17 protein-coding genes are annotated in these 21,925 nt (G+C 45.8%); 9 read left to right on the forward strand and 8 right to left on the reverse strand.

Annotated elements, in window-relative coordinates; all coding sequences use genetic code 11:
• Positions 1-73: 73 nt before the first annotated feature.
• From MUY27_RS13445 to MUY27_RS13460, 4 genes are all read right to left on the reverse strand, one after another.
• Positions 74-820 (reverse strand): ankyrin repeat domain-containing protein, encoded by a 747-nt coding sequence (locus MUY27_RS13445; RefSeq protein ID WP_245130553.1) that lies wholly within the window; start codon positions 818-820, stop codon positions 74-76.
• A 3-nt stretch (positions 821-823) separates the two neighbouring features.
• Positions 824-2,851, reverse strand: a complete 2,028-nt coding sequence (uvrB, locus tag MUY27_RS13450) for an excinuclease ABC subunit UvrB (protein WP_245130554.1) — start codon at positions 2,849-2,851, stop codon at positions 824-826.
• An 810-nt stretch (positions 2,852-3,661) separates the two neighbouring features.
• Positions 3,662-4,414 carry a glycosyltransferase family 2 protein gene (locus tag MUY27_RS13455; protein ID WP_245130555.1) on the reverse strand — a complete coding sequence of 251 codons (753 nt, stop codon included), beginning with the start codon at positions 4,412-4,414 and terminating at the stop codon, positions 3,662-3,664.
• Positions 4,414-5,691, reverse strand: a complete 1,278-nt coding sequence (locus MUY27_RS13460) for a glycosyltransferase (RefSeq protein WP_245130556.1) — start codon at positions 5,689-5,691, stop codon at positions 4,414-4,416. Before MUY27_RS13460 ends, MUY27_RS13455 begins: the two co-directional genes overlap by 1 nt.
• A gap of 44 nt (positions 5,692-5,735) precedes the next feature.
• Between MUY27_RS13460 and MUY27_RS13465 the strand changes: the two genes are divergently transcribed.
• From MUY27_RS13465 to MUY27_RS13475, 3 genes are read left to right on the forward strand one after another with little or no spacing between them, the layout of a single operon-like run.
• The gene (locus MUY27_RS13465; protein WP_245130557.1) at positions 5,736-8,924 is read left to right on the forward strand and encodes a S41 family peptidase; all 3,189 of its coding nucleotides are present in this window, start codon (positions 5,736-5,738) and stop codon (positions 8,922-8,924) included.
• A 52-nt stretch (positions 8,925-8,976) separates the two neighbouring features.
• Positions 8,977-9,723 (forward strand): class I SAM-dependent methyltransferase, encoded by a 747-nt coding sequence (locus tag MUY27_RS13470; RefSeq protein ID WP_245130558.1) that lies wholly within the window; start codon positions 8,977-8,979, stop codon positions 9,721-9,723.
• Between the two features lies 1 nt (position 9,724).
• Entirely contained in the window at positions 9,725-11,248 is a 1,524-nt protein-coding gene (locus MUY27_RS13475; RefSeq protein ID WP_245130559.1) for a rhomboid family intramembrane serine protease, read from the forward strand.
• On the opposite strand, the gene MUY27_RS13480 is transcribed toward MUY27_RS13475, so the two are convergent.
• From MUY27_RS13480 to MUY27_RS13490, 3 genes are read right to left on the reverse strand one after another with little or no spacing between them, the layout of a single operon-like run.
• Positions 11,245-12,147 carry a glycosyltransferase family protein gene (locus MUY27_RS13480; RefSeq protein ID WP_245130560.1) on the reverse strand — a complete coding sequence of 301 codons (903 nt, stop codon included), beginning with the start codon at positions 12,145-12,147 and terminating at the stop codon, positions 11,245-11,247. The genes MUY27_RS13475 and MUY27_RS13480 overlap by 4 nt on opposite strands.
• Positions 12,148-12,152: 5 nt before the next feature.
• Complete coding sequence (locus MUY27_RS13485; RefSeq protein WP_245130562.1) at positions 12,153-12,800, reverse strand: class I SAM-dependent methyltransferase; 648 nt, start codon at positions 12,798-12,800, stop codon at positions 12,153-12,155.
• Entirely contained in the window at positions 12,797-14,113 is a 1,317-nt protein-coding gene (locus MUY27_RS13490; protein ID WP_245130564.1) for a flippase, read from the reverse strand. Before MUY27_RS13490 ends, MUY27_RS13485 begins: the two co-directional genes overlap by 4 nt.
• A 136-nt stretch (positions 14,114-14,249) precedes the next feature.
• Between MUY27_RS13490 and MUY27_RS13495 the strand changes: the two genes are divergently transcribed.
• The 4 genes from MUY27_RS13495 (at position 14,250) to MUY27_RS13510 (ending at position 17,672) form a co-directional block, all read left to right on the forward strand.
• Positions 14,250-14,699 carry a hypothetical protein gene (locus MUY27_RS13495; protein ID WP_245130566.1) on the forward strand — a complete coding sequence of 150 codons (450 nt, stop codon included), beginning with the start codon at positions 14,250-14,252 and terminating at the stop codon, positions 14,697-14,699.
• Between the two features lie 227 nt (positions 14,700-14,926).
• Entirely contained in the window at positions 14,927-15,367 is a 441-nt protein-coding gene (locus MUY27_RS13500; protein ID WP_245130567.1) for a hypothetical protein, read from the forward strand.
• A 15-nt stretch (positions 15,368-15,382) separates the two neighbouring features.
• A complete protein-coding gene (locus tag MUY27_RS13505) occupies positions 15,383-16,036 on the forward strand; it encodes a hypothetical protein (RefSeq protein WP_245130570.1) in 654 nt (217 codons plus the stop codon).
• Positions 16,017-17,672, forward strand: a complete 1,656-nt coding sequence (locus tag MUY27_RS13510) for a response regulator (RefSeq protein ID WP_245130571.1) — start codon at positions 16,017-16,019, stop codon at positions 17,670-17,672. Before MUY27_RS13505 ends, MUY27_RS13510 begins: the two co-directional genes overlap by 20 nt.
• 225 nt (positions 17,673-17,897) lie before the next feature.
• Here the strand turns inward: MUY27_RS13510 and typA are convergent, their stop codons facing one another.
• Positions 17,898-19,712, reverse strand: coding sequence for a translational GTPase TypA (gene typA / locus MUY27_RS13515; protein ID WP_245130573.1), 1,815 nt, complete (start codon positions 19,710-19,712; stop codon positions 17,898-17,900).
• A 230-nt stretch (positions 19,713-19,942) separates the two neighbouring features.
• Here typA and MUY27_RS13520 point away from each other — a divergent pair, with 230 nt between their 5' ends.
• Positions 19,943-20,719 (forward strand): ThuA domain-containing protein, encoded by a 777-nt coding sequence (locus MUY27_RS13520; protein WP_245130575.1) that lies wholly within the window; start codon positions 19,943-19,945, stop codon positions 20,717-20,719.
• 469 nt (positions 20,720-21,188) lie between these two features.
• Positions 21,189-21,881, forward strand: a complete 693-nt coding sequence (locus MUY27_RS13525) for a YjjG family noncanonical pyrimidine nucleotidase (protein ID WP_245130578.1) — start codon at positions 21,189-21,191, stop codon at positions 21,879-21,881.
• The last annotated feature ends 44 nt before the right edge of the window (positions 21,882-21,925 follow it).

The following is a 21,925-nucleotide window of genomic DNA, read 5'->3' on the forward strand; positions in this document are numbered from 1 at the left end:
CGGTGTTTGCAACTAAGTATCAAATGATTAGTGTCACAAAAGTTTCAAAATTGCAAACAGTTTTTCCGCAGCGTTACTTTTTAAGATAGGCATTTGGAATGTTAGGCAGTGTATAACTGATCCCGTAAGCATGTTTAATCAATTCTGAAATTACGTTGGCGATGGTAAAAGGGTTGCGGTGCATCTGCGGCAACATGCCCATGCTGGCATAACTGATAGGGTTTACCGCTGGGATAAAGGTTTCCCACTCGTAACCCTTACCCCACACCAGGCCCTTAACAGTATATTCCAGATCTGCACCGTTGGTAAGCAAAAACTTCATCATGGCGGATGAATTATGATTGTGTTGGCACACCGTATGAAAAACAGGTGTTTGCCCGCCGAAACCATGTTCGTCATACCCGGCGCGGACATCCACATTAGCGCCATGCTTTACCAGCACCTTCGCGCAGTCTACGTGGTTATACTCTGCACAAAAGTGAAGCAAAGTAGCTCCCGATAATGGCGTAAAGGTGTTATTGTAGCGCGAATAAGTTCGATGAATAATTTCTGAATCTGCCTGGATCAGGTTTTCCAATTTCTCGGCATCATCAGCCAAAACAGCCAGCAATGCATCGTCGTCGAACTCCAGCCCATAATTAATAAAGGTACGGACGCAGGTTTTAAACCTGGGCGAACGCAGGTACATTTCTACCATAGTGGTGAAAAGCGGTACGCCGTCATGTACTTCATTCGGGTTACCACCTTCTTCAAAGTAGCTCTTTATCCCTTCAAAAGCATGAACTTCAATATCATTCAATACTTGCTGATAATCTGGCATGGCTTACTTTTCGCTTAACATTTTTTCCAAAGCAAACATCTCGTCGCGTAGCTTGGCTGCCTGCAAAAAGTCCATATCCTTAGCAGCGGCCACCATTTCTTTACGCGTGTTCTCTATTGCCTTTTTCAGGTCGGCTTTGGTCATGTACTGTACAATCGGGTCTGCTGCTATGCTGGTAGCAGAATCAATTTCTTCTACATATGCCCGCTGCACGCCGCCCTTGAAGTCTACAACAGATGTTTGCTCTATAATGGCTTCTTTAGATTTACCTACCGTTTTAGGTACAATACCATGTTCTTCATTATAAGCGATCTGTTTTTCGCGCCGACGGGTAGTTTCATCAATCGTGATCTGCATAGAATCGGTAATCGTATCGGCATACATAATAACGCGGCCACGGTCGTTACGTGCGGCGCGGCCAATGGTTTGTATCAGCGAACGTTCTGAACGTAAGAAGCCTTCTTTATCCGCATCCAGAATGGCTACTAACGAAACTTCCGGCAAATCCAAACCTTCGCGCAGTAAGTTGATCCCGATCAGCACGTCGAACTCCCCTAAACGCAAGCCTCTCAGAATCTCCACACGTTCCAGTGTCTTCACTTCGGAGTGGATATAACGGCACTTGATGCCGAGACGGTCCATATACTTAGCCAACTCTTCAGACATACGTTTGGTTAGTGTAGTTACCAGTACGCGGTCGCCCAATTTTACGGTTTTGTCCACTTCATCCAGCAGATCATCCACCTGGTTAATTACCGGGCGGATTTCAATTTCAGGATCGAGCAAACCGGTTGGCCGGATCACCTGCTCTACCACCACACCTCCAGATTTTTCCAGTTCATAATCACCCGGCGTTGCACTTACATAAATAGTCTGCGGCGCCAAGCCTTCAAATTCCTGGAAATTCAACGGGCGGTTATCCAATGCGGCAGGCAAACGGAAACCATATTCTACCAGCGAAATTTTTCGCGAACGGTCGCCGCCATACATAGCCCTGATCTGCGGAACCGTTACGTGGCTTTCATCAATCACCATCAGGTAATCATCGGGGAAGTAGTCCAGCAAACAGAACGGGCGCGCACCTGGGCGACGGCCATCAAAAAAGCGCGAGTAGTTCTCGATACCCGAACAATAGCCCAACTCGCGGATCATCTCCAGGTCGTAGTTCACCCTTTCTTCCAGTCGTTTAGCTTCCAGGAAACGCTTCTCATCTAAAAACTGCTGTTTACGCATCTCCAGCTCTTCCTGTATAGCCCAGATAGATTTGGTAAAACGGTCTCGCGGAGCAACATACAAGTTTGCCGGGAACAGCACCATGTTCTCCATTTTCTCCAGGGTTTTACCTGTCTTCACATCAAAGCTGCTCAGTTCTTCTATATCATCGCCATAGAAAGAAATGCGGTACGCATAGTCCAGGTAAGCCGGGTAAATATCAACGGTATCACCTTTTACACGGAAAGTACCGCGTTTGAAATCGGCAGTAGTTCTTGAATATAAAATCTCTACCAAGCGGTGCAAAAAGGCATTGCGACTGATACGCGTACCCACCGCAAAACGGAAGACAGAATTGGAAAAGTCTTCCGGATTACCCATACCATAAATGCAGGATATGGATGATACGACAATTACATCTCTTCTGCCAGCCATTAACGAAGAAGTAGTTCGCAAACGAAGCTTTTCAATCTCGTCGTTAATCTGCAGGTCTTTCTCGATATAAGTATTCGTGGTCGGGATAAACGCTTCCGGCTGGTAATAGTCGTAATACGACACGAAGTAGTTCACGGCGTTCTCCGGGAAGAACTGCTTAAACTCGCCATACAGCTGCGCAGCCAAAGTTTTGTTATGACTAAGCACCAAAGTAGGGCGCTGCGTTTCAGCAATAACGTTGGCAACGGTAAATGTTTTACCCGAACCGGTAACCCCTAAAAGGGTTTGATACTGCTCGCCGCTCTCAACGCCTTCAACCAATTGCTTAATAGCGCCAGGCTGATCGCCGGTAGGCTTATAGTGTGAATTTAACTTAAACTCCATTACTTCAAAAATACAACAAGTTAAGGCCAAACGCTAATAACGTTAGCAAATATTACTTTGTTGTTAAAAAGGAGCACGGCTCTCCCCAAACCCCATTTCTAAAAGAGTGACTTTATGAAAATAAAGGGAAGCCAGGTTGTGCGGTTCCTTCCTCGGGGAAGGAGGAGGAAGGGGTACGACCTCTCCCCAAACCCCTCTCCGAAAGAGAGGGGCTTCGAAGGTATGATGTAAGAGGATATTAGAATTGCTTCAGTTTGCAACTACTCACACCCTCCCCAACCTTCCCGAGGGAGGGAGTTGGAAAGTCCTCTCCTAAGAGAGATTTAGGAGAGGTAAAATGGCGACCTCTCCCCAAACCCCTCTCCGAAAGAGAGGGGCTCCTTAAAAAGCTAAAAGTCCTCTCCTGTGGCGAGGACTTAGGATAGATAAAATATACGACCTCTCCCCTAACCCCTCTCCGAAAGAGAGGGGCTTCGCATTACAATTGTAATAACTAAAAATTCATGAAGTCCTCTCCCCTGGAGAGGATTTAGGAGAGGTGAAATAGGCGACCTCTCCCCAAACCCATTTCTAAAAGAGTGACTTTATGAAGATAAAGGGAAGCCAGGGTCGTGCGGTTCCTTCCTGGGGTAAGGAGGAGGAAGGGGTACTACCTCTCCCCAACCCCTCTCCGAAAGAGAGGGGCTTCGAAGGTATGATGTAAGAGGATATTAGAATTGCTTCAGTTTGCAACTACTCAAACCCCTCCCCAACCCTCCCGAGGGAGGGAGCTAAAAGTTCTCTCCCCTGGAGAGGATTTAGGAGAGGCCCTTAATCATTCGTCCTTCGATGCTTTAACCAGTACCAGCCGAGGTTGAAAGCAATTATGCCATGATTAACAATAGTCGGTAGCAGGCCGTAGTATTTCCGCATGATCTGAAAGCGCTCGACCAGGCTTTGACGGTGCTTTTTCTTAGACATACCGCCCACCAGGTACTTGGCCACGTACTGATGCACGTTAACAATGCTTTTAGCTTGTCTGGCCGCTTTCAGTATCCAGTCGATGTCGGCACTTAAACCATAAGCGGGATCATACGGAGAGGTCAAACTACGGCGGATATAGATCGCCTGGTGGCTGATATTCATGCCGTACTTAAAGTCGCGCCAGGTAAATTGTTCTGGTGCTTTATGCCGGCGCTGGCCAAGGCTTTCACCCTGCTCATTAATCATTTCGGTTTCTCCGTAATAAATGTCTGCATCGTCGGCAGTGGCAAATATATTGGTTACCGTATCAGGTGCATAAATCTCATCGCCCGAATTCATAAACAACACATAATCTCCAGTAGCTAAAGCTAAGCCTTTGTTCATGGCATCATAAATGCCCTTATCGGGTTCGCTGATCAGCTTTGAAATTTCATTACTGTACTGCTTAAGAATAGCTAAAGTACCGTCGGAAGAAGCACCGTCGATCACGATATATTCGATGTTCCGGTAAGTTTGATGAACGACGGATTGAACGGTCCGCTCGATATCGCGAACGTTATTATAGACAACAGTAATTACGCTAAGCTTCGGCTGAAACATTAAATACCCGTGGTTTTTAGTGCTTGCTGGTAAAGTTTAATATGTTTTTGAGCGATCACCTGCTCCGAAAAATTATCCATCACGGTTTGCCGGGCCTGCTGCCTTAGCTGCTCTTTGTCCGAATAATCCAGCACCCATTCCATTCCCTTTGTAAAACTTTCAGAAGAACGGTAGGTAGCCAGGTAACCGTTGTGCTTGTGCTGTACCATATCGGGTATACCACCGGTTGTAAAGGCGATCACCGGAGTTCCGCAAGCCAGGCTTTCCATTACGGTGTAAGGCAAATTATCTTCGAGGGATGGGATTAGAAAAGCATCCGCAGCTGCATAGCACTGCGCTAATTTCTCCTCATTTCCAATAGTACCTAAAAAAGTAGTCTTAAATGGAAAAACCGGAAGCGGGTCATTGGTGCGGTTGCCGAAGATCACCAGTTCAATATCATCAGCTTTTACCCCTCTGCGTTCTTTCAGCATGTTAAGGCTTTCCATCAGATATTCAGTCCCTTTATGCAGGTCTTTGCGCGAGGGCATAAAACCGCTCAGGAAAATAAATTTATCAGCAGGAATGTTTAGCGCAGCCCGCGCTTCTGCCTGTTTAAGCGGGGTAAATACCGAGGTATTCAGCGTATTCGGAACCTGCTTAATGGCTTTATCTTTCATCAGGCTGCTCATCAAAACCGAGCTTAGCATCCACGAACTTGGCGCGATGATACTGAAGTTCAGCCCGTCATAAGCCTGTTTTTTCTGGTGCCAGATCTTGTTCGATTGGTCGTGCTCGTCCGGGTGCTTTAGCAAGGGGCAATAACCGCATTGATGCTGGTAGTGGTCGCAGGTGTAGCGCACATGGCAACCGCCTGTAAAAGCGTTACTGTCGTGGAACGTCCAGACGATAGGTTTGTTCAGCTTAGCCAGCTCTGCCAGGTGGGCCGGGTTTAAAAAACTATGGTTCACCCAATGCAGGTGAATGATGTCTGCATTCTGAACATCCGGATGGTGGATCACCGAACGGCCAAACCAGGTAAAAGAAAAAGGGGTGCGCTTATTGGGTTTCAGGAAGCGCTTGGCGAGTATCCGTTCCAGTATAATAGTGGCGGCGGTGTAACCTTTTTTTACCACGCTATCATTAAAAGTAAGAATAGCCGGGTTTTTACCGAATTTATAGTGCACTATTACTTTCGAATCGATATTTTCGTTCAGCAATGCCTGGTTAAGGCGGATGCAGGCTTTACCGGCTCCACCATTACCATCATAAGTGTTTAAGTGCACTACTTTCAGCATGCTTCAAAAATACATTTATTCGCTACAGACAACCTTTATTTTACATGAAAAAAGCTTACTTGTTTTTTGTTCTCTCATTATTTGCCGGGGTGGGCGCAAAAGCGCAGGCTTCGCAGGCCTATTTTGCCTCTAACCCTGCCCTTACCCCCGACGGTAAAACCGTTATCTTCAGCTACGAGGGCGACCTCTGGAAGGCAGATATCGGCAACCCGGCGGCTGTTAGGCTTACCGCTATGCAAGGGCAGGAAACTAATCCGCGTGTTTCGCCAGACGGCCAATGGCTGGCATTTTCTTCTAACCAGTTTGGCAACAACGATGTCTACGTGATGCCTTTGGCCGGTGGCGAAATTAAACAGCTCACCTACCACGAGGCCAGCGACGAAGTGGATTCATGGAGCTGGGATTCAAAAACCATTTACTTTACTTCAGGACGATACAATGCATTTTCGGGTTATAAAGTAAGCCGTGAAGGCGGAACGCCTGTCCGCGTATTTGGTAATTACTTCAATACCATCCATGGCATTTTTGAACACCCAACAACGGGCGAGCTGTTTTTCAGCAACACCTGGGAAAGTTACCGCTTTCCTACGCGTAAACATTACAAAGGCGCGTACAACCCGGATATCCAATCATACAATCCTAAAACCAAAGCGTACAAGCAATATACCACCTGGCAGGGTAAAGATTTCTGGGCATCGCTGGATAAGAAAGGCGATATCTACTTTGTCTCTGACGAAGGCAACGAAGAATACAACCTGTACACCTTCGTAAACGGAAAGAAGACGCAACTCACCAATTTTAAAACGTCCATCAAACGTCCCATCGTTAGTGCTAACGGGGCAAAGGTGGCTTTCGAGCGCGATTACCAGTTGTATGTGTACGATGTGGCTTCTAAACAAACACAGAAACTTAACCTGAACATCTACCGCAATAATATTTTGCCAAAAGAGCAGGAGTTTGATGTAGCAGGCCATATCGAAGGTGCGGATATTTCTCCCGATGGCAAGAAGCTGGCGTATGTATCGCGCGGCGAGCTATTTGTCAGCGACGCAGATGGTAAGTTCATTCAGCATATTGATCGCGGCAACAGCGAGCGGGTGTTGGAAGTGAAGTGGATGCCGGATAATAAAACCCTAATCTATGCGCGTACCGTTGGCGGTTACCCAAATCTGTTTACGATCTCTGCCGCAGGAAACGGAAAAGAAAAGCAGTTAACTAATGACAAGCAAAGCGACCGCCTGCTGATCTTCAATAAAAAACGCACGCAAGGTGTTTATCTGAGCGGCCGTAACGAATTAAGGCTTTTCAACCCTGCCACTTTGGAAAGCAAAACTATTGTGAAAGACGAATTCTGGGGCTTCCAGAATACTCAGCCGCTTTTCTCGCCCAATGGCGACTACGTGGTGTACAATGCTTACCGCAACTTCGAGCTGGACGTTTTTGTGTATAACATCAATACAGGTAAAACCACCAACCTTACTAGCAGCGGTGTAACGGAAGCAGATCCATTCTGGTCGCCGGATGGCAGGTACATTTACTTTGCTTCTTCGCGCACCAAACCTGCTTATCCGTACGGTATGCAGGATGCTCATGTTTACCGCATGCCACTACAGAAATTCGACGAAGACTACAAGCTGGATAAATTCAACGACCTGTTTAAAGAAGAGAAAAAAGAAGACCCGGCAAAACCAGCAGACCAGAAAGATAAAAAGACCGGCGCCGCTAAACCCGTTTCGCAACAGCCTGCACCTAAACCCGCAGCCGACCTGGTTATTGATACGGAAGATATCATGAAGCGCCTGGAAAGGATCAGTCCGGATTTTGGCTCGCAAAGCTCGCCTTATGTTGTTCAAAAAGGGACTAAAACATTCGTATACTTCGTGTCAGACCAGGCCGAAGGACGCCGCGCACTTTACCGTACCACGTTGGAACCTTTCGAAAACAACAAGACTGAAAAGGTAGCCGGAGCGGAAAACTTGTTCAGCTACGATATCATTTCGGGAGGCGATAAATACTATGCTTTATTCGGCGGGAACATTTACAAACTGAACCTCGACCAGAACAAGGTAGACCGGGTAGACGTGAGCCTGAAATTTAACCGCAACCTGGAAGGCGAGTTCCGCCAGATGTTTGACGAATCATGGGCTGGACTGGAAGAGAATTACTACGACGGTAATTTCCACGGCGTAAACTGGAAGGCTATACATGACGAGTATGCCGAATTTTTGCCTTACATTAATAACCGGGCAGACCTGCGTTTAATGTTGAATGACATGCTGGGCGAATTAAATTCTTCGCATATGGGCTTCAGCACCTTTGGTGCAGAGGAACGCACCAACCTGCGCTACCGCACAATGGAGACCGGTATTTTATTCGACAATAACAACCCGTATAAAGTAGCTGCTGTTGTTGACAACAGCAAGGCCGACCGTAAGGGAATAAACGTACAGCCCGGTGATAAACTTGTAGCGGTCGATGGCGTAAAGGTGGATGAAAACATGGACCGCGACGCCTACTTTACCAAACCTTCGCTGGATGATGAGTTGCAGCTCACCTTTGATCGCGCCGGGACTTCCGTTAATGTGAAGATCCACCCGGAAGCCAGTTATGAGCTGAAAGGCCAGCTTTACGACGACTGGATTGAGAACAACCGGAAAATGGTAGCAGAGAAAAGTAACGACCGCATTGCCTATGTGTATATGAAAGATATGGGCGGGCCATCGTTAGAAAGCTTCCTGGAAGACATGGTGGACGAAGCCTATCGTAAAGATGCCCTCATCCTTGATCTGCGCTACAATACCGGTGGTAACGTGCATGATGCCGTATTACGTTTCCTGTCGCAGAAACCTTACCTGCAATGGCAATACCGCGGCGGCGTGCGCACGCAACAGCCTAATTTTGCCCCGGCTGCGAAACCGATCATACTGTTAGTGAATGAGCAAACGCTGAGCGATGGCGAGATGACAGCACAAGGATTCAAAGCGCTGGGCTTGGGTAAGATCATCGGCACGGAAACCTACCGCTGGATCATCTTTACCAGTGCGAAAGGCCTTGTGGATGGATCAAGCTACCGCATACCCGCCTGGGGATGTTTTACCCTTGATGGCAAAGACATTGAGCATGAAGGGGTGAAACCGGATATTACGGTAAACACCACCTTTACAGACCGGTTGAACAATACCGACCCGCAGATAGACCGCGCTGTTTCAGAGATTATGAAGCAGCTGAAATAATTAGATCGGGGGCGGTAAAACGCTCCCGATTTTTTGTTTATTTGTGCGACTAATGAACACCGAACTTACCGACAAAAGCTTCTGGGCAAACTATTGGGAATCGAAAAAGGGACTGGCTTTTAAGGTTCCGGTTAACCATACGTTTTATAAAGTAATCCGCCGCATTACCGGTAAAAACAAAATTGAAAGCGCCATTGAACTGGGTGGCTTCCCCGGCTATTACGCTATTTTTCTTAAAAATTACTTCGGGGTGAATGCGTCGCTGTTCGATTATTACATTCATCCGCAGATACTACATGAAGTACTTGCGGCAAACCAGCTTTCCGAAAATGACATCCCGGCTATCGAGGGCGATATCTTTAGCTACAGCCCAAAGAAACAGTATGATTTAGTGCTGTCCTGCGGGTTGATCGAGCATTTTACAGATACCCGCGACATCATATCGCGCCATGTTGATTTTGTTAAACCCGGTGGTTCCCTGCTCATCACCCTTCCTAACTTTACGGGCGTTAACGGCTGGATGCAGCGCAAGTTCGACCCGGAGAATTACAGCAAGCATAACATAGACTGCATGGATCCTAAACTACTGGCAGACCACGCCAAGGCTTTAGGCTTAAAAAACGTACGTTCCTGCTATTATGGCAAGTTTACCATCTGGTTAGAAAACAAGGCACAGCAGCCTAGTTCTGTAAAGGCATTGTTTAAACTGATCTGGCTTACCGGCAAAATTTTCACCAAGATTATTCCCATTGACAGCAAGCAGCTTTCGCCGTATATTGTGCTAACAGCAACAAAATAATATGGCCTGGGGAATTTCTCCTCGAAAACTCGAAGTGGTGCCTTTAGGCGCTTACAGCGCCGACCACTACCTTACCTTACTTTATCACGCAATGCAAAACATGGGTTGGCACATCAGCTATTTCGACCATGATGGCATTATCGCCTACACCAATATTTCCTGGGCTTCTTATGCAGAGGAAGTCTCTGCAAGAATTCGCGGTAATATGGTCGTGATAAAAAGTGAGTGCGTGGGCTACCAGGGGTTGTTTACAGACTATGGTAAAAACGAAAAGAACCTGGAACTGCTGTTTGGCGAAATTGACGTACGCGAAGTTGTTTTAAGGGCCGAAATGGAAGAAAGCGTGCAAAAACTAATGGATAGCGTGCCCGAAAATCAGTTTGTACAATTAGCCGATCCGCCGCTCGCCGCCAAAGAAGATCTGCGCTTCCTGCCGGACTGGTTTGTGCCGACTAAGAAGTATTTAGTTACGCCTGTTCTGGTTTATCTGAACATCCTGGCTTTTATCGCCTCGTCTTTAGCTATCGCAGTATCTACTATTAAATTTCTAAATTCTAAAGAGATCCGTTACGACGACCGCTCGCCAATCGACGACATCTATCTGGCAGTAGGCATTAACGGACGCACCCCTGTTTTGCATGGAGAAGTTTGGCGACTGATCACGGGTACCTTCTTACATGGGGGCTTTATGCACCTGCTTGGCAACATGATTGTATTGGTTTACATCGGCTCGCTGATTGAATGGAAACTGGGCCGATGGAACTTCCTGTTTCTGTACCTGTTTACCGGCATCGTTGCCAGCATGACTTCGGTATTATGGCATACAGATGGTTACGCACTCGGTGCTTCGGGTGCCATATTTGGCCTGTTTGGCATTTTGCTGGCTTTACTAAGTACTGATTTTTACGAACGCAATGCCCGCAGGGCATTATTGATCAGTACCGGTATTTTTGTAGCGTTCCATATCCTTCCCTTAGGAAAGGGGATTGATCATGCGGCTCATTTTGGCGGGCTTATCTCTGGTTATGTGTTTGGCTGGATCGCTTACTTTGGGTTAAAGAAGAACAGAAAAGGCGTTAATACGATCACCGCAGGTTTAGTATCCGCGGTTCTCAGCGTTTTATTTGTTGTCATTGGTATGGCGACGGCAAAAGATTACCAGTTGAAGGAATACAAGCAACTGGTGGATAAAAGTGAAAACTACAGCCGCAACCTGTACGCCGAATTCTATGACGATAGTTTGGTAACCCGTGACCAAAAGCTGGCGCTTTTTAAGCGCAAAACATTACCGCAGATCAAGCTGCTTCAAAATCTGGAAGGGCAATATCTGAAACTCACGCTTCCAGAGAAAGAACGTAAAGAAGCCAGTTACCGGGCACAGATTGTTAAGTTACAGGCGAAATATTTTGGGCTGCTTTATCGCGAGTTTGAAGAGAAGACACCGAAATACCGGCCGCAGATTATTGCTGCAACTGATTCTATTAACAAATTGCGGGCAAAGTGGACAGAGGACGATAAACGCTAACTTTTAACCCGCTGGCGGATAAAACGTACCGCACGCTGCCATAAATTACCTTTGCGGTTTTTAAGGAAATGTTTGATGGCGCGGTAAGCGTCTGTATTTTCTTTCAGATCATCGGGGAAATAGGTAACCGGCTTACGCGAGATATGCACCTGGTACATCTCTTCCTGGTTTGAATGTACGCCGCTGCCATCATGCCCGATGTTCTGGATCAGTGAGTGCGAAGGATTGAGCGTTAAGCCGTTCTTCAGAAATATGGAGGCATACCAGCGTATGGCCCATGAATTGTTTTTGCCGGCCTTAAACTGTAGCATCTGTTTCCAGAAGTTCATGGTGCCTTCAATAGAAAAAGCACGGATCTTCTCGCGGTCGAATTGTTTCATCAGTACATCAACATCCGGCTCAAAGTTTTTCCAGGCGCGTGCCCAGGTAGCCCAGCCCCAGCTGGTGGCAGCACGATAAAAGAAAGTTTCGGGCAGCTCAGGGCTTTTTAAATCGTACATGTAAGCACCAATGTGCATTACCTGTTCCTGGTGCTGGTAGCGTTGCAGGGCTTCGTTAAAATATTGCAGCGTGTATGGTGATGAAAGCAAATCATCTTCAAATACAATGACCTTTCCGTAATCATTCACCAACTGCGTCACCCCGGAAATAATGGAATTAGCCAGTCCCATATTCTGTTCACGGGCAATGATCCTGACAGCCTTAAAACCTGTCACCTGTTCGGCTATCCGTCTCACCTCGTCCACCTTCGCTGCATCTGCTTCTGTTTTAGCGGCATCAGAAAAAATATATAAGCGCGACTCGTCTGCCAGCAGGTTTTTTTGCAGATAGCTCAAGGTGCGACGCGTATGTTCGGGCCGGTTATAAACAAAAAGCGCTATCGGGGCCAGGTTTTGCATACAGGTTATATACCCAGGCAGTTGTTGTCTTTGTAGAAAATAGATGTTGATTTACGGTAGAATAACCCCGGCGAAATACCGCTGAATGGTAATTCGCGGAAACCGTTCTCTTTCAGGAAATCTATACCGGGCTGGTAAAACTCGCGCTCAGAATCGTCCAGCACTACAACCCCATTTTCAGAAAGTGCTGCTACGGCCTGCTTGCAGCAGTTTACACGGTCGCGGCCGTCAACAATGATGATGTCGAATTGCTCACCGAGCTTCACCGGCATGCGGCAGTAATCTCCATCCTTATGCAACTCACAAAAAATGATCTCGGAGTTTTCGGGGCGATTGTTCAATATGGTTTCGTACCAGCCTTTGTCATGTTCAACTGAAACCACAATCCCGGCAGACTTGGCATAAAAGAAAGTGGAGTTGCCCGAGCCGAATTCGAAGATGGCATGCTGCTTACCAATCCGGTCTTTAATAAAATCGATAAAACTGTAAGTTACCCAAGGGATAGGATTACCCTCGGCATCTACCGGCTTCTGGTTATCAAAAGCATTAAACCAGCCAATTTCATTCAGGTAGCCCTTACCATTAAAAGATAGCAGCGAACGAAGGCGTTTGGGCTTTGCGGCCAGATCCAGAAGTGAGGTTAAGATATTCAACGTTTTATCAGTTTTTTAAAAAGCGAAATTAGGAATAATGATTTTAACATCATGTAGCCCTGCTGTCGGGTTTTAGGAATTACCAATACAAAAAATGTAGCGCTGGCGTAAGCGATCAGCGTAGCAATGGCAGCTCCCATCATACCCATCCGGGGTATTAAGATCAAATTCAGCAAAATGTTTACAACCGCGCCAAATCCGGTACGGATGAACGTTAATTTGTTATAATTCTCCGTAATGAGGTACTGGCTACTGGCTACACCAAGAAACACAAACACGCCAGACCAGATATGGACAGATAATACCGGCGCGGCGTAAGCATACTCTTTCGTATAGAGCTTATAGATCAGCGGCGCGGCAAACGTGATCACCAATGCAGCCGGGAAGCTCAGATAAACCATCAGGTCGTACAGGTTCTGGATGCGTTTTTTATAGCGTTCGGGATCGTCGCGCCGGGCATTTAGTATCGCCGGGAACAGCGAAGAAACAATTACTGAAGGGATAAAATTCCAGGCTTCGCTTAAGGTGGCTACCGTGGCGTAAGCGCCGGCCTCTTTCACCCCTACCATGTTCTGCAGCATCAGCTGGTCTATCCGCATATACACAGAAACCATAATGCCCGAGATAATCAGCGGCCACGAATAGCTAAGGAGTTTCTTAGCCAGTGAGTTATCCCAATTCCAGTCCAGGATGTTTCTGTCCGGCGTTTGATAGGCCATAAAATAACCTACAGAAAGTAAGGCGATGTCAATAACGTAAGCAAATACAAACAGCTCTAAAGGCTGCTTCATTATAATCAGTGAAACTTTAATCGCGGCTGAAATCAGGTTACCAATCACCTGCACCCGCATAATATATTGCGATTGTACCTGCGACTGGAAATAGGAATCGATAACGTTAAACGACTGTATGATCCCGGTAAAGGATAAAATAAATACAAAGCTGTACGGCGTGGCTTTAGCCGGATAAATAGCATAAGCCAGGTAAATGAGCGGAAGGCAGGCCAAACCGGCTACCACCTTTAACCAAAGCGAAGTGCCTAAAATGGTATCGCGTTTCTCGGGGAACTGGTGTAGTTCTTTAACAATAAACTGATCAAGCCCCAATGTGGCAATAGCTGAAAAGAAATAGATATAATTGATGCCACCGGTAAGGATACCATTTTTTGCAGGTAGTAAATAGCGGGCGACCAATATGCTAACCACCATTTTAATTCCCAGACTGCCTACCTTACCTAAAAAGAGCCATCCGGTATTTTTAAAATACTTTTCGAGCGCCTGCTGGTCAAAACCTTTAATGTTAGGTATACGCATGAAGGTGTAAAGTTATAAAAAAGCGTATTAGCAGGTTAATAACCTGGCGTACAACCTGCGAAATTGCAATTAATTATCAGGTAATATTCTTTTCTGATAGCGTAATACTTAAATTTAGGGAAACAATCTAAACACCATGGAACAAGAACTTACAAAATCTACCAGATCAAGAATTTCTGTTAAAGAAGCTATTCAGCAGGCCAAAAACTGGCGAGACTTTATTTTTTCACACGTGGATAGCGCTTTATCGGCCAAAATCCCTAAAGCTGTTTATATCTCCAGGACAGATATACAGGATCTTTACAAAGAGATGGAAGGCGACCCTAACCTGGTTGGCGTGAGGGCTTATTTCACACTAAAGTACCCCTGGACCAGAAAACAAAAGAATCACCTGAAATTTGTTTTGGTGCCCGTAAAAAATGTGCCAGGGTATAGCCACGGTAAAGATATTCTTACGGTTTCGCCAATAAAGGGTGACGGGGATGGCGACTCTGATCTGTACGATTTCACTAAACCTTGCCCTGATTACTGTGACACAAAAAGTGAAATGTTCGGACCATCGATATACTTGCCGGAAGCTGAATAATACGGCAGCCTTATGTTTATTACCCTACCTCACACCAGCCCCGGCAAGTACAATTTTGCAGATAGGGGCTGGCTTTATATACTTTATACGGATGACTGTGTAAAGTCAAAAAAAGTACGTTAACAGGTTACTAACCTGTGCCACAACCGATGAAAATGCAATTATTTATCGGGTAATATTCGTTTCTGATAGCGTAATACCTAAATTTAGGGCACAATCTAAGCACCATGAAACAAGACCTAACAAAAGCAACAAGAGTAAGAATCCCGGTTGAAGAAGCTATTCAGGAGGCACAAAACTGGCGTGATTTTATCGGCCCGCAGGTAAGCGCCTCTTCTCAACCAAAAATCCCAAAAGCGGTATATATATCAAGAGACGATATTATGGCGCTTGCAAAAGAATTCCAAAATAATGAGAACCTGGTGGGAACACGCGCTTATTTTACACTTAAATATCCTTGGTCTGAAGATATCAAGAATGAAATTAAGTTTGTACTGGTACCCGTAGCAGCTGAAGAAGGTTATCCTGCAGGGAAAGACATGCTTTATATTCCTGATGCCAAAGAATATGGCGGCGGCCCGGCAGAGTCTGATCTGTATGATTTTACAAAGCCTTGTCCTGATTATTGCGATACACAAAGTGCAATGTACGGAGAAGCAATAGTATAAGCCCTGAGATAAGAAATGCGCCCCTTTTTTAACTTTTTTACCAGTTATATCGTCCCGGCAAGTACGCTTCTCCCCATCGGAGCAGGCTTTATATACTTTAATAAGCTGAACAAGCCTTTAAAAGCATTGCTGGCCTATCTGCTGATGGCATTCATCATGAATGTGATCGGCACCACGATGGCCCACTACGATATTAATAACCTTCCGGCGCTGCATTTATATACTTTGCTCGAGGCTGTTTTTATTCTGCTTTACTACCGGTATGCGTTTGACAGCCCGGTAGTAAATCGCTGGACAACCATTTGCATTATCTTCTTTTCTACAGCGTGTATTATAAACGCTTTGTTCTTTCAAAGCATTTATGAGTTTAACACCAACACACGTCCGGTAGGGGCTTTAATGATCATTATTTTCAGCGCGGCTTATCTCGCCTATCAAAACAGTATTCCTAACCGCGAACTGGTCACGTCTTCCGGCCGTATCGTAGCAGGTGGTTTTCTGCTTTATTTCTGCAGCGCCATTTTCCAGTTTATTTTTACAGAAGCGCTAAGGCACACTACACCCAGGTCAATCCGGATCATGATCTGGGATATCCATGCGGCCCTTGTTTTTATTATGTATATGATATTTCTGATAGCAATCATCAGGCATGGAAGAAGTCAGAGATAATATGGCGGTACTGGTGATTGCAGCAATGATCTGCACGTTCACCATAGTTATCTGTTTTCTGATTGTTATTTACCGCAAACAGCTTGAAGCTGAAAGGCAACGGGAAGCCAACCGCGCCAAAAGTGTGTTCCTGGCCACTATGAGCCATGAGATACGCACACCCATGAACGGCGTATTGGGTATGGCTTCCCTGTTGAGAGATACCGAGCTAACGAATGAGCAGCGCGAATACATGCAAGCCATTATCCATAGCGGTGAGGCTTTGATCAATGTCATTAATGATATCCTGGATTTCTCCAAGATCGAATCGGGGAAGATGGAGATTGATATCCACTCCTTTAATCTGCGAAAATCTATTGAAGATGTACTCGACGTTTTTGCGGTCCGGTTGGCACAGACGAAGGTAGAGCTGCTATGCGAAATAGATGAAAAGCTGCCCGTTACGCTTAGCGGCGATAGTATGCGCCTTCGGCAGGTGCTCATCAACCTGATCGGTAATGCCGCTAAATTTACCCGTAAGGGCGAAATCTACATCGGCATTTCATTACGTGCTTATGAAAACGATATAGCAGATGTGGTTTTTGAGGTACGCGATACAGGTATCGGCATTGCCGCCAACAAACTTGCTATGCTGTTTGATGCCTTTACCCAGGCATCCGCAGCTACCGCACGTACCTACGGTGGCTCTGGTTTGGGTTTGAGTATCAGCAAAACGCTGATTAACCTGATGGGGGGCGATATCAGTGTAACCAGCACCCCAGATGTTGGCACCTGCTTTACTTTCAACATCAAGTGTACAGCAGCTAACAATATCAATGAAAGGGTTGCGCAACCCAGCGATAAATACACCAAGGATAAAAAGGTACTGATTGTTGAAGATAACCTTACCAACCTGGATATTTTGCAGCAGCAGGTACAGCGCTGGCACATGCAACCTATAAAGGCTACATCTGCGGCTGAGGCCTTGCAGATAATTCGGGATCAAGAGACAAAAATTGATCTGGCCCTGATTGACATTGGCTTGCCGGGTACCAATGGTGTAGAACTGGCGCATACCATCAGGCAGCAATCCGTTGACCTTCCGATTATTCTACTAAGCATTCTGGGGGATCCCCTTGCCAGGAACCAGGGCGAGATTTTTACTGCAGTGCTGAATAAGCCACTTAAACAACATCAGTTAGCAGAGGCAATCGCAAAGGCGCTGGGTAAAAAAAGCGAGACTGATGAAATTATCCTTAAGCCGATTTTGCAGGAAAGCTTTGCTAAGGCCAACCCGTTAAAGATACTGGTAGCCGAAGATAATAAGGTGAACCAGCTGGTAATTATGCGCATTCTGCGCAAACTGGGCTACGAGCCTGCGCTGGCAGAAAACGGTGAAGAAGCAATTCAGCAATTATTGAGATCTCCTGTAGATCTTATCTTAATGGATATTCAAATGCCGCAATTAGACGGAATTGCAGCCACCCGGTACATCCGCAACATGGATATAGCGCAGCCGCGCATTATCGCCATGACGGCAAACGCACTTGCAGAAGACCGCACGGCCTGCTTCGAAGCCGGAATGGATGGTTACTTGCCTAAACCCCTAAAGGTTGAAGAACTGATGGCAGCACTGGAAAGCATCGCCAGTAGCTAAAGCAAAATAATTCTACTATCGCGCGCATTTGTAATGCGTGCTATCTAGTTTGATTGTTGGTGACAACACCAACAATGTGCGGAAGCAGCTAAAGCAGAGTAATCTTACTATCGCGCGCATTTGTAATGCGTGCGGAATTGTTTCAGCGATTAAATCGCTATTGTTTTAACGAAAAAAGCCTTCCGGATAAGGGAAGGCTTTGATATATCTGATAAAGCTAAATACTTATTGATTCACAAACTTCTTAGCGTTGATCTTACGCTCATTCTCATTAAGGAAGATCTTGCGGATACGAATACTTTGCGGTGTAACCTCAATGTATTCATCAGCCTGGATATATTCCATAGATTCTTCTAACGAGAATTTGATCGCTGGCGCGATACGTACGTTGGTGTCACTACCAGATGCACGCATGTTGGTCAACTGCTTGCCCTTGGTTAAATTGATCACAAGGTCATTATCGCGGATATGCTCGCCAAGTACCTGACCTTCGTAAATATCAACACCCGGATCAACAAAGAAACGACCGCGGTCTTGCAATTTATCAATCGCAAATGCCGTGGTTTTACCTGTATCCATAGATACCAATACACCATTTAAACGGCCCGGGATCTGGCCTTTCCAAGGTTCGTAAGCTTTAAAACGGTGTGCCATAATAGCCTCGCCACCTGTTGCTGTCAATACGTTGTTACGTAAACCGATGATACCGCGTGCAGGGATTTCAAACTCCAGATGTTGCAGGTCGCCTTTGGGCTCCATCACCAATAAATCACCTTTACGTTGCGTAACCAGTTCAATTACTTTACCGGCAACATCACCAGGTACGTCTACGATCAGGCTTTCAACCGGCTCGCATTTCACGCCGTCAATTTCTTTAACGATTACCTGCGGCTGGCCAACCTGTAACTCATAACCTTCGCGGCGCATGGTCTCAATCAATACAGATAAGTGAAGGATACCACGTCCGTATACCAGGTATGAATCCGGCGAATCACTTTCAACCACCTTCAGCGCCAGGTTTTTTTCCATTTCCTTGTATAAACGGTCGCGCAGGTGGCGTGAAGTAACAAACTTACCTTCTTTACCAAAGAACGGCGAGTTGTTGATGGTGAAGAGCATGTTCATGGTCGGCTCATCAATTTTGATAACCGCCAATTGTTCCGGATTTTCAAAGTCGGCAATGGTGTCGCCAATTTCAAAACCTTCAATGCCTACTACCGCGCATATATCGCCAGAATTTACTTCGGTAGCTTTAATTTTACCTAAACCTTCGAAAGTATATAATTCTTTGATGCGTGATTTCTGGATCTTGCCATCACGTTTTACTAATGATACCGGCTGGTTTTCTTTGATGGTACCACGTGCCACACGGCCGATAGCGATACGACCTACGAAAGAAGAATAATCTAATGAAGTGATCTGCATTTGCAAAGTACCTTCATTAACCGGTGCAGCAGGAATGTATTGCAGAATAGCATCCAGCAACGGGGTAATATCTTCAGTTGGCTTGGTGTAGTCTGTGCTCATCCAGCCTTGTTTTGAAGAACCGTAGATCACCGGGAAGTCCAACTGCTCTTCAGTAGCTTCAAGGTTGAAGAACAATTCGAAAACCTGCTCGTGTACCTCTTCAGGGCGGCAGTTTTCTTTATCAACCTTGTTAATTACCACAATTGGTTTCAAACCTAACGATAACGCCTTTTGGGTTACGAAACGGGTTTGAGGCATAGCGCCTTCAAATGCGTCCACCAAAAGCAATACACCGTCAGCCATTTTCAGTACCCGTTCAACCTCGCCACCAAAGTCGGCGTGACCAGGGGTATCTATAATGTTGATTTTAATGTCTTTGTAACGTACAGAAACGTTTTTAGAAACGATGGTGATACCACGTTCACGTTCCAGATCATTGTTGTCCAGAATAAGTTCACCGGTCTCCTGGTTGTCGCGGAAAATGCTTGTTTGATGTAAGATTTTATCAACCAGCGTAGTTTTACCGTGGTCAACGTGAGCGATGATCGCTATATTCCTGATATTATTTTGCATAAAAAATGCGCCTCTCTATTTTGGCGCAAAGGTAGGGTTAATTTATTGCAATTTAAAGTGTTGGCTATTCTTTATTTAACAAACAACGGTAATCTAACATAATAATATTGTAAATTTTACACTAAGAAATCCAGGTGGTTTACTTAGTTTTAGCCTTACCATTATAACTTATGAAACCGCTTCATCGCCACCTTCTCAAAGCTCTCTGCTTGCTCTTATTAAGCGCCGTTATGTTTAACGCATCTGCGCAGAAAAAGCCCCGGTTCAGTGTAATTGCTTTTTATACGGCGCTGCACGATCAGGCGCATATCAGCTTTGTACATGAAGCTAACCGATGGTTTCCTAAGATGGCAGAGAAATATCATTTTCGATACGATTCCACCAATAACTGGACTAACCTGAACCCCGAGTTTTTGAAGCAATACCAGGTGGTGATCTTTTTAGACACGCGCCCCGAAGAGCCTGCACAACGCCAGGCCTTTGAACAGTATATGAAAAACGGCGGTGGCTGGATGGGTTTTCATTTCTCGGCCTTTGCGCTTACGCCATCGACTTATCCGCAAAACTGGGACTGGTACCATAACGAATTCCTTGGCTCTGGCCAGTATGGTAGCAATACCTGGCGGCCGACGTCTGCCATACTCCGGGTAGAAAACAAAAACTACCCTACCACCAAAAAACTGCCGCATACCTTTAAAGCCTCACCGAATGAATGGTACCGATGGGAGAAAGATCTTCGCCAGAACCCCGATATCCAGATCCTTTGCGCAATTGACTCTTCCAGCTTTCCGCTCGGCACCGGGCCCAAACCAAACGAGATCTGGCATAGCGGCTACTACCCTGTGGTATGGACTAACAAAAATTACAGGATGGTTTATTTCAACATGGGGCACAATGATATCGACTACGAGCACCATACCAATAAAGATCTCTCGCAAACCTTTGGCAACCCTGTCCAAGACAAAATGATCATCGAAACTTTACTATGGCTGGGCAAGGGGAAGTAAGGTGGGTTTAGAATAGCTTTGTAATTTACCTCTCCTAAATTTTATCCAAGGGAGAGGACTTTTAGCTCCCTCCCTTGGGAGGGTTGGGGAGGGGTTTATCACATTTAAAGCCCCTCTCTTTCGGATAGGGGTTTGGGGAGAGGTCGCCATTTCACCTCTCCTAAATCCTCTCTAAGGGAGAGGACTTCATGAATTTTGTGTTATTACGATTGCAATGTGAAGCCCCTCTCTTTCGGAGAGGGGTTGGGGAGAGGTCGCTAGTTATACCTCTCCTAAATCCTATCCAAGGGAGAGGACTTTTAGCTCCCTCCCTTGGGAGGGTTGGGGAGGGGTTTATCACATTTAAAGCCCCTCTCTTTCGGATAGGGGCTTGGGGAGAGGTCGTTTCCGAATGATGGCTGTAAGATTAATGATGAATTCATTTACCAACACTCCGACATTAGCACTTTAATTGCATTTTTGCGCTGTAATGAGATATCGTCACCTGTTTTTTGATCTGGACCATACCATCTGGGATTTTGACCGTAATGCCGAAGAAACCCTGCACGAGCTTTATGTGCATTACAAACTGGATGTACTCGGCCTGCCTTCGGCTGCTGCCTTTATCGAGAACTATACCCAGAACAACCACCGCTTGTGGGCAGAATACCATTTAGGAAAAATCACAAAAGATTACCTGCGCGAAATGCGGTTTAAGCAAACCTTTTTAGACCTGGGTATGCATCCGGATCTGATCCCTACAGGTTTCGAAGATGATTATGTACGCATCTGCCCTACAAAAATGAACCTGTTCCCAGAGGCGCATGAAACACTGCAATACCTTCAGCAGAAATATACGATGCACATTATTTCAAACGGTTTTAAAGAGGCTACCGGCATGAAGGTGAGCAATACGGGTTTGACTGCCTACTTTGATAATGTAATCATCTCTGAAGTAGTAGGCGTGAATAAGCCGGATAAAGCAATCTTTGAACATGCCCTGGAATTGGCCGGTGCCGTTAAGGAAGAAAGCGTGATGATCGGCGACAGTTTAGAGGCAGACGTCCGTGGCGCGCTTAATTTTGGCATGGATGCCATATTTTTCAATCCGAACAATTTACCCAAGCCGGATGACGTACCCGTCCAGATAACGCATTTGAACCAACTGCGCGATATTTTATAAGCAACCAACTTTATTTCAATTCTATCTGTTATCTTCAAACAGTA

It is taken from the genome of Mucilaginibacter straminoryzae (assembly GCF_022953055.1).
GTDB lineage: Bacteria > Bacteroidota > Bacteroidia > Sphingobacteriales > Sphingobacteriaceae > Mucilaginibacter > Mucilaginibacter straminoryzae.

What these genes read in the sequence shown, in the direction of transcription:
- MUY27_RS13470 (WP_245130558.1), top strand. Translation starts at nt 8,977, where the DNA reads ATGAACACCGAACTTACCGACAAAAGCTTCTGGGCAAACTATTGGGAA.
- MUY27_RS13500 (WP_245130567.1), top strand. Translation starts at nt 14,927, where the DNA reads ATGAAACAAGACCTAACAAAAGCAACAAGAGTAAGAATCCCGGTTGAA.
- MUY27_RS13460 (WP_245130556.1), bottom strand. Translation starts at nt 5,691, where the DNA reads ATGCTGAAAGTAGTGCACTTAAACACTTATGATGGTAATGGTGGAGCC.
- MUY27_RS13495 (WP_245130566.1), top strand. Translation starts at nt 14,250, where the DNA reads ATGGAACAAGAACTTACAAAATCTACCAGATCAAGAATTTCTGTTAAA.
- uvrB (WP_245130554.1), bottom strand. Translation starts at nt 2,851, where the DNA reads ATGGAGTTTAAGTTAAATTCACACTATAAGCCTACCGGCGATCAGCCT.
- MUY27_RS13465 (WP_245130557.1), top strand. Translation starts at nt 5,736, where the DNA reads ATGAAAAAAGCTTACTTGTTTTTTGTTCTCTCATTATTTGCCGGGGTG.
- MUY27_RS13520 (WP_245130575.1), top strand. Translation starts at nt 19,943, where the DNA reads ATGTTTAACGCATCTGCGCAGAAAAAGCCCCGGTTCAGTGTAATTGCT.
- MUY27_RS13455 (WP_245130555.1), bottom strand. Translation starts at nt 4,414, where the DNA reads ATGTTTCAGCCGAAGCTTAGCGTAATTACTGTTGTCTATAATAACGTT.
- MUY27_RS13505 (WP_245130570.1), top strand. Translation starts at nt 15,383, where the DNA reads ATGCGCCCCTTTTTTAACTTTTTTACCAGTTATATCGTCCCGGCAAGT.
- MUY27_RS13490 (WP_245130564.1), bottom strand. Translation starts at nt 14,113, where the DNA reads ATGCGTATACCTAACATTAAAGGTTTTGACCAGCAGGCGCTCGAAAAG.
- MUY27_RS13475 (WP_245130559.1), top strand. Translation starts at nt 9,725, where the DNA reads ATGGCCTGGGGAATTTCTCCTCGAAAACTCGAAGTGGTGCCTTTAGGC.
- MUY27_RS13510 (WP_245130571.1), top strand. Translation starts at nt 16,017, where the DNA reads ATGGAAGAAGTCAGAGATAATATGGCGGTACTGGTGATTGCAGCAATG.
- MUY27_RS13525 (WP_245130578.1), top strand. Translation starts at nt 21,189, where the DNA reads ATGAGATATCGTCACCTGTTTTTTGATCTGGACCATACCATCTGGGAT.
- typA (WP_245130573.1), bottom strand. Translation starts at nt 19,712, where the DNA reads ATGCAAAATAATATCAGGAATATAGCGATCATCGCTCACGTTGACCAC.
- MUY27_RS13445 (WP_245130553.1), bottom strand. Translation starts at nt 820, where the DNA reads ATGCCAGATTATCAGCAAGTATTGAATGATATTGAAGTTCATGCTTTT.
- MUY27_RS13480 (WP_245130560.1), bottom strand. Translation starts at nt 12,147, where the DNA reads ATGCAAAACCTGGCCCCGATAGCGCTTTTTGTTTATAACCGGCCCGAA.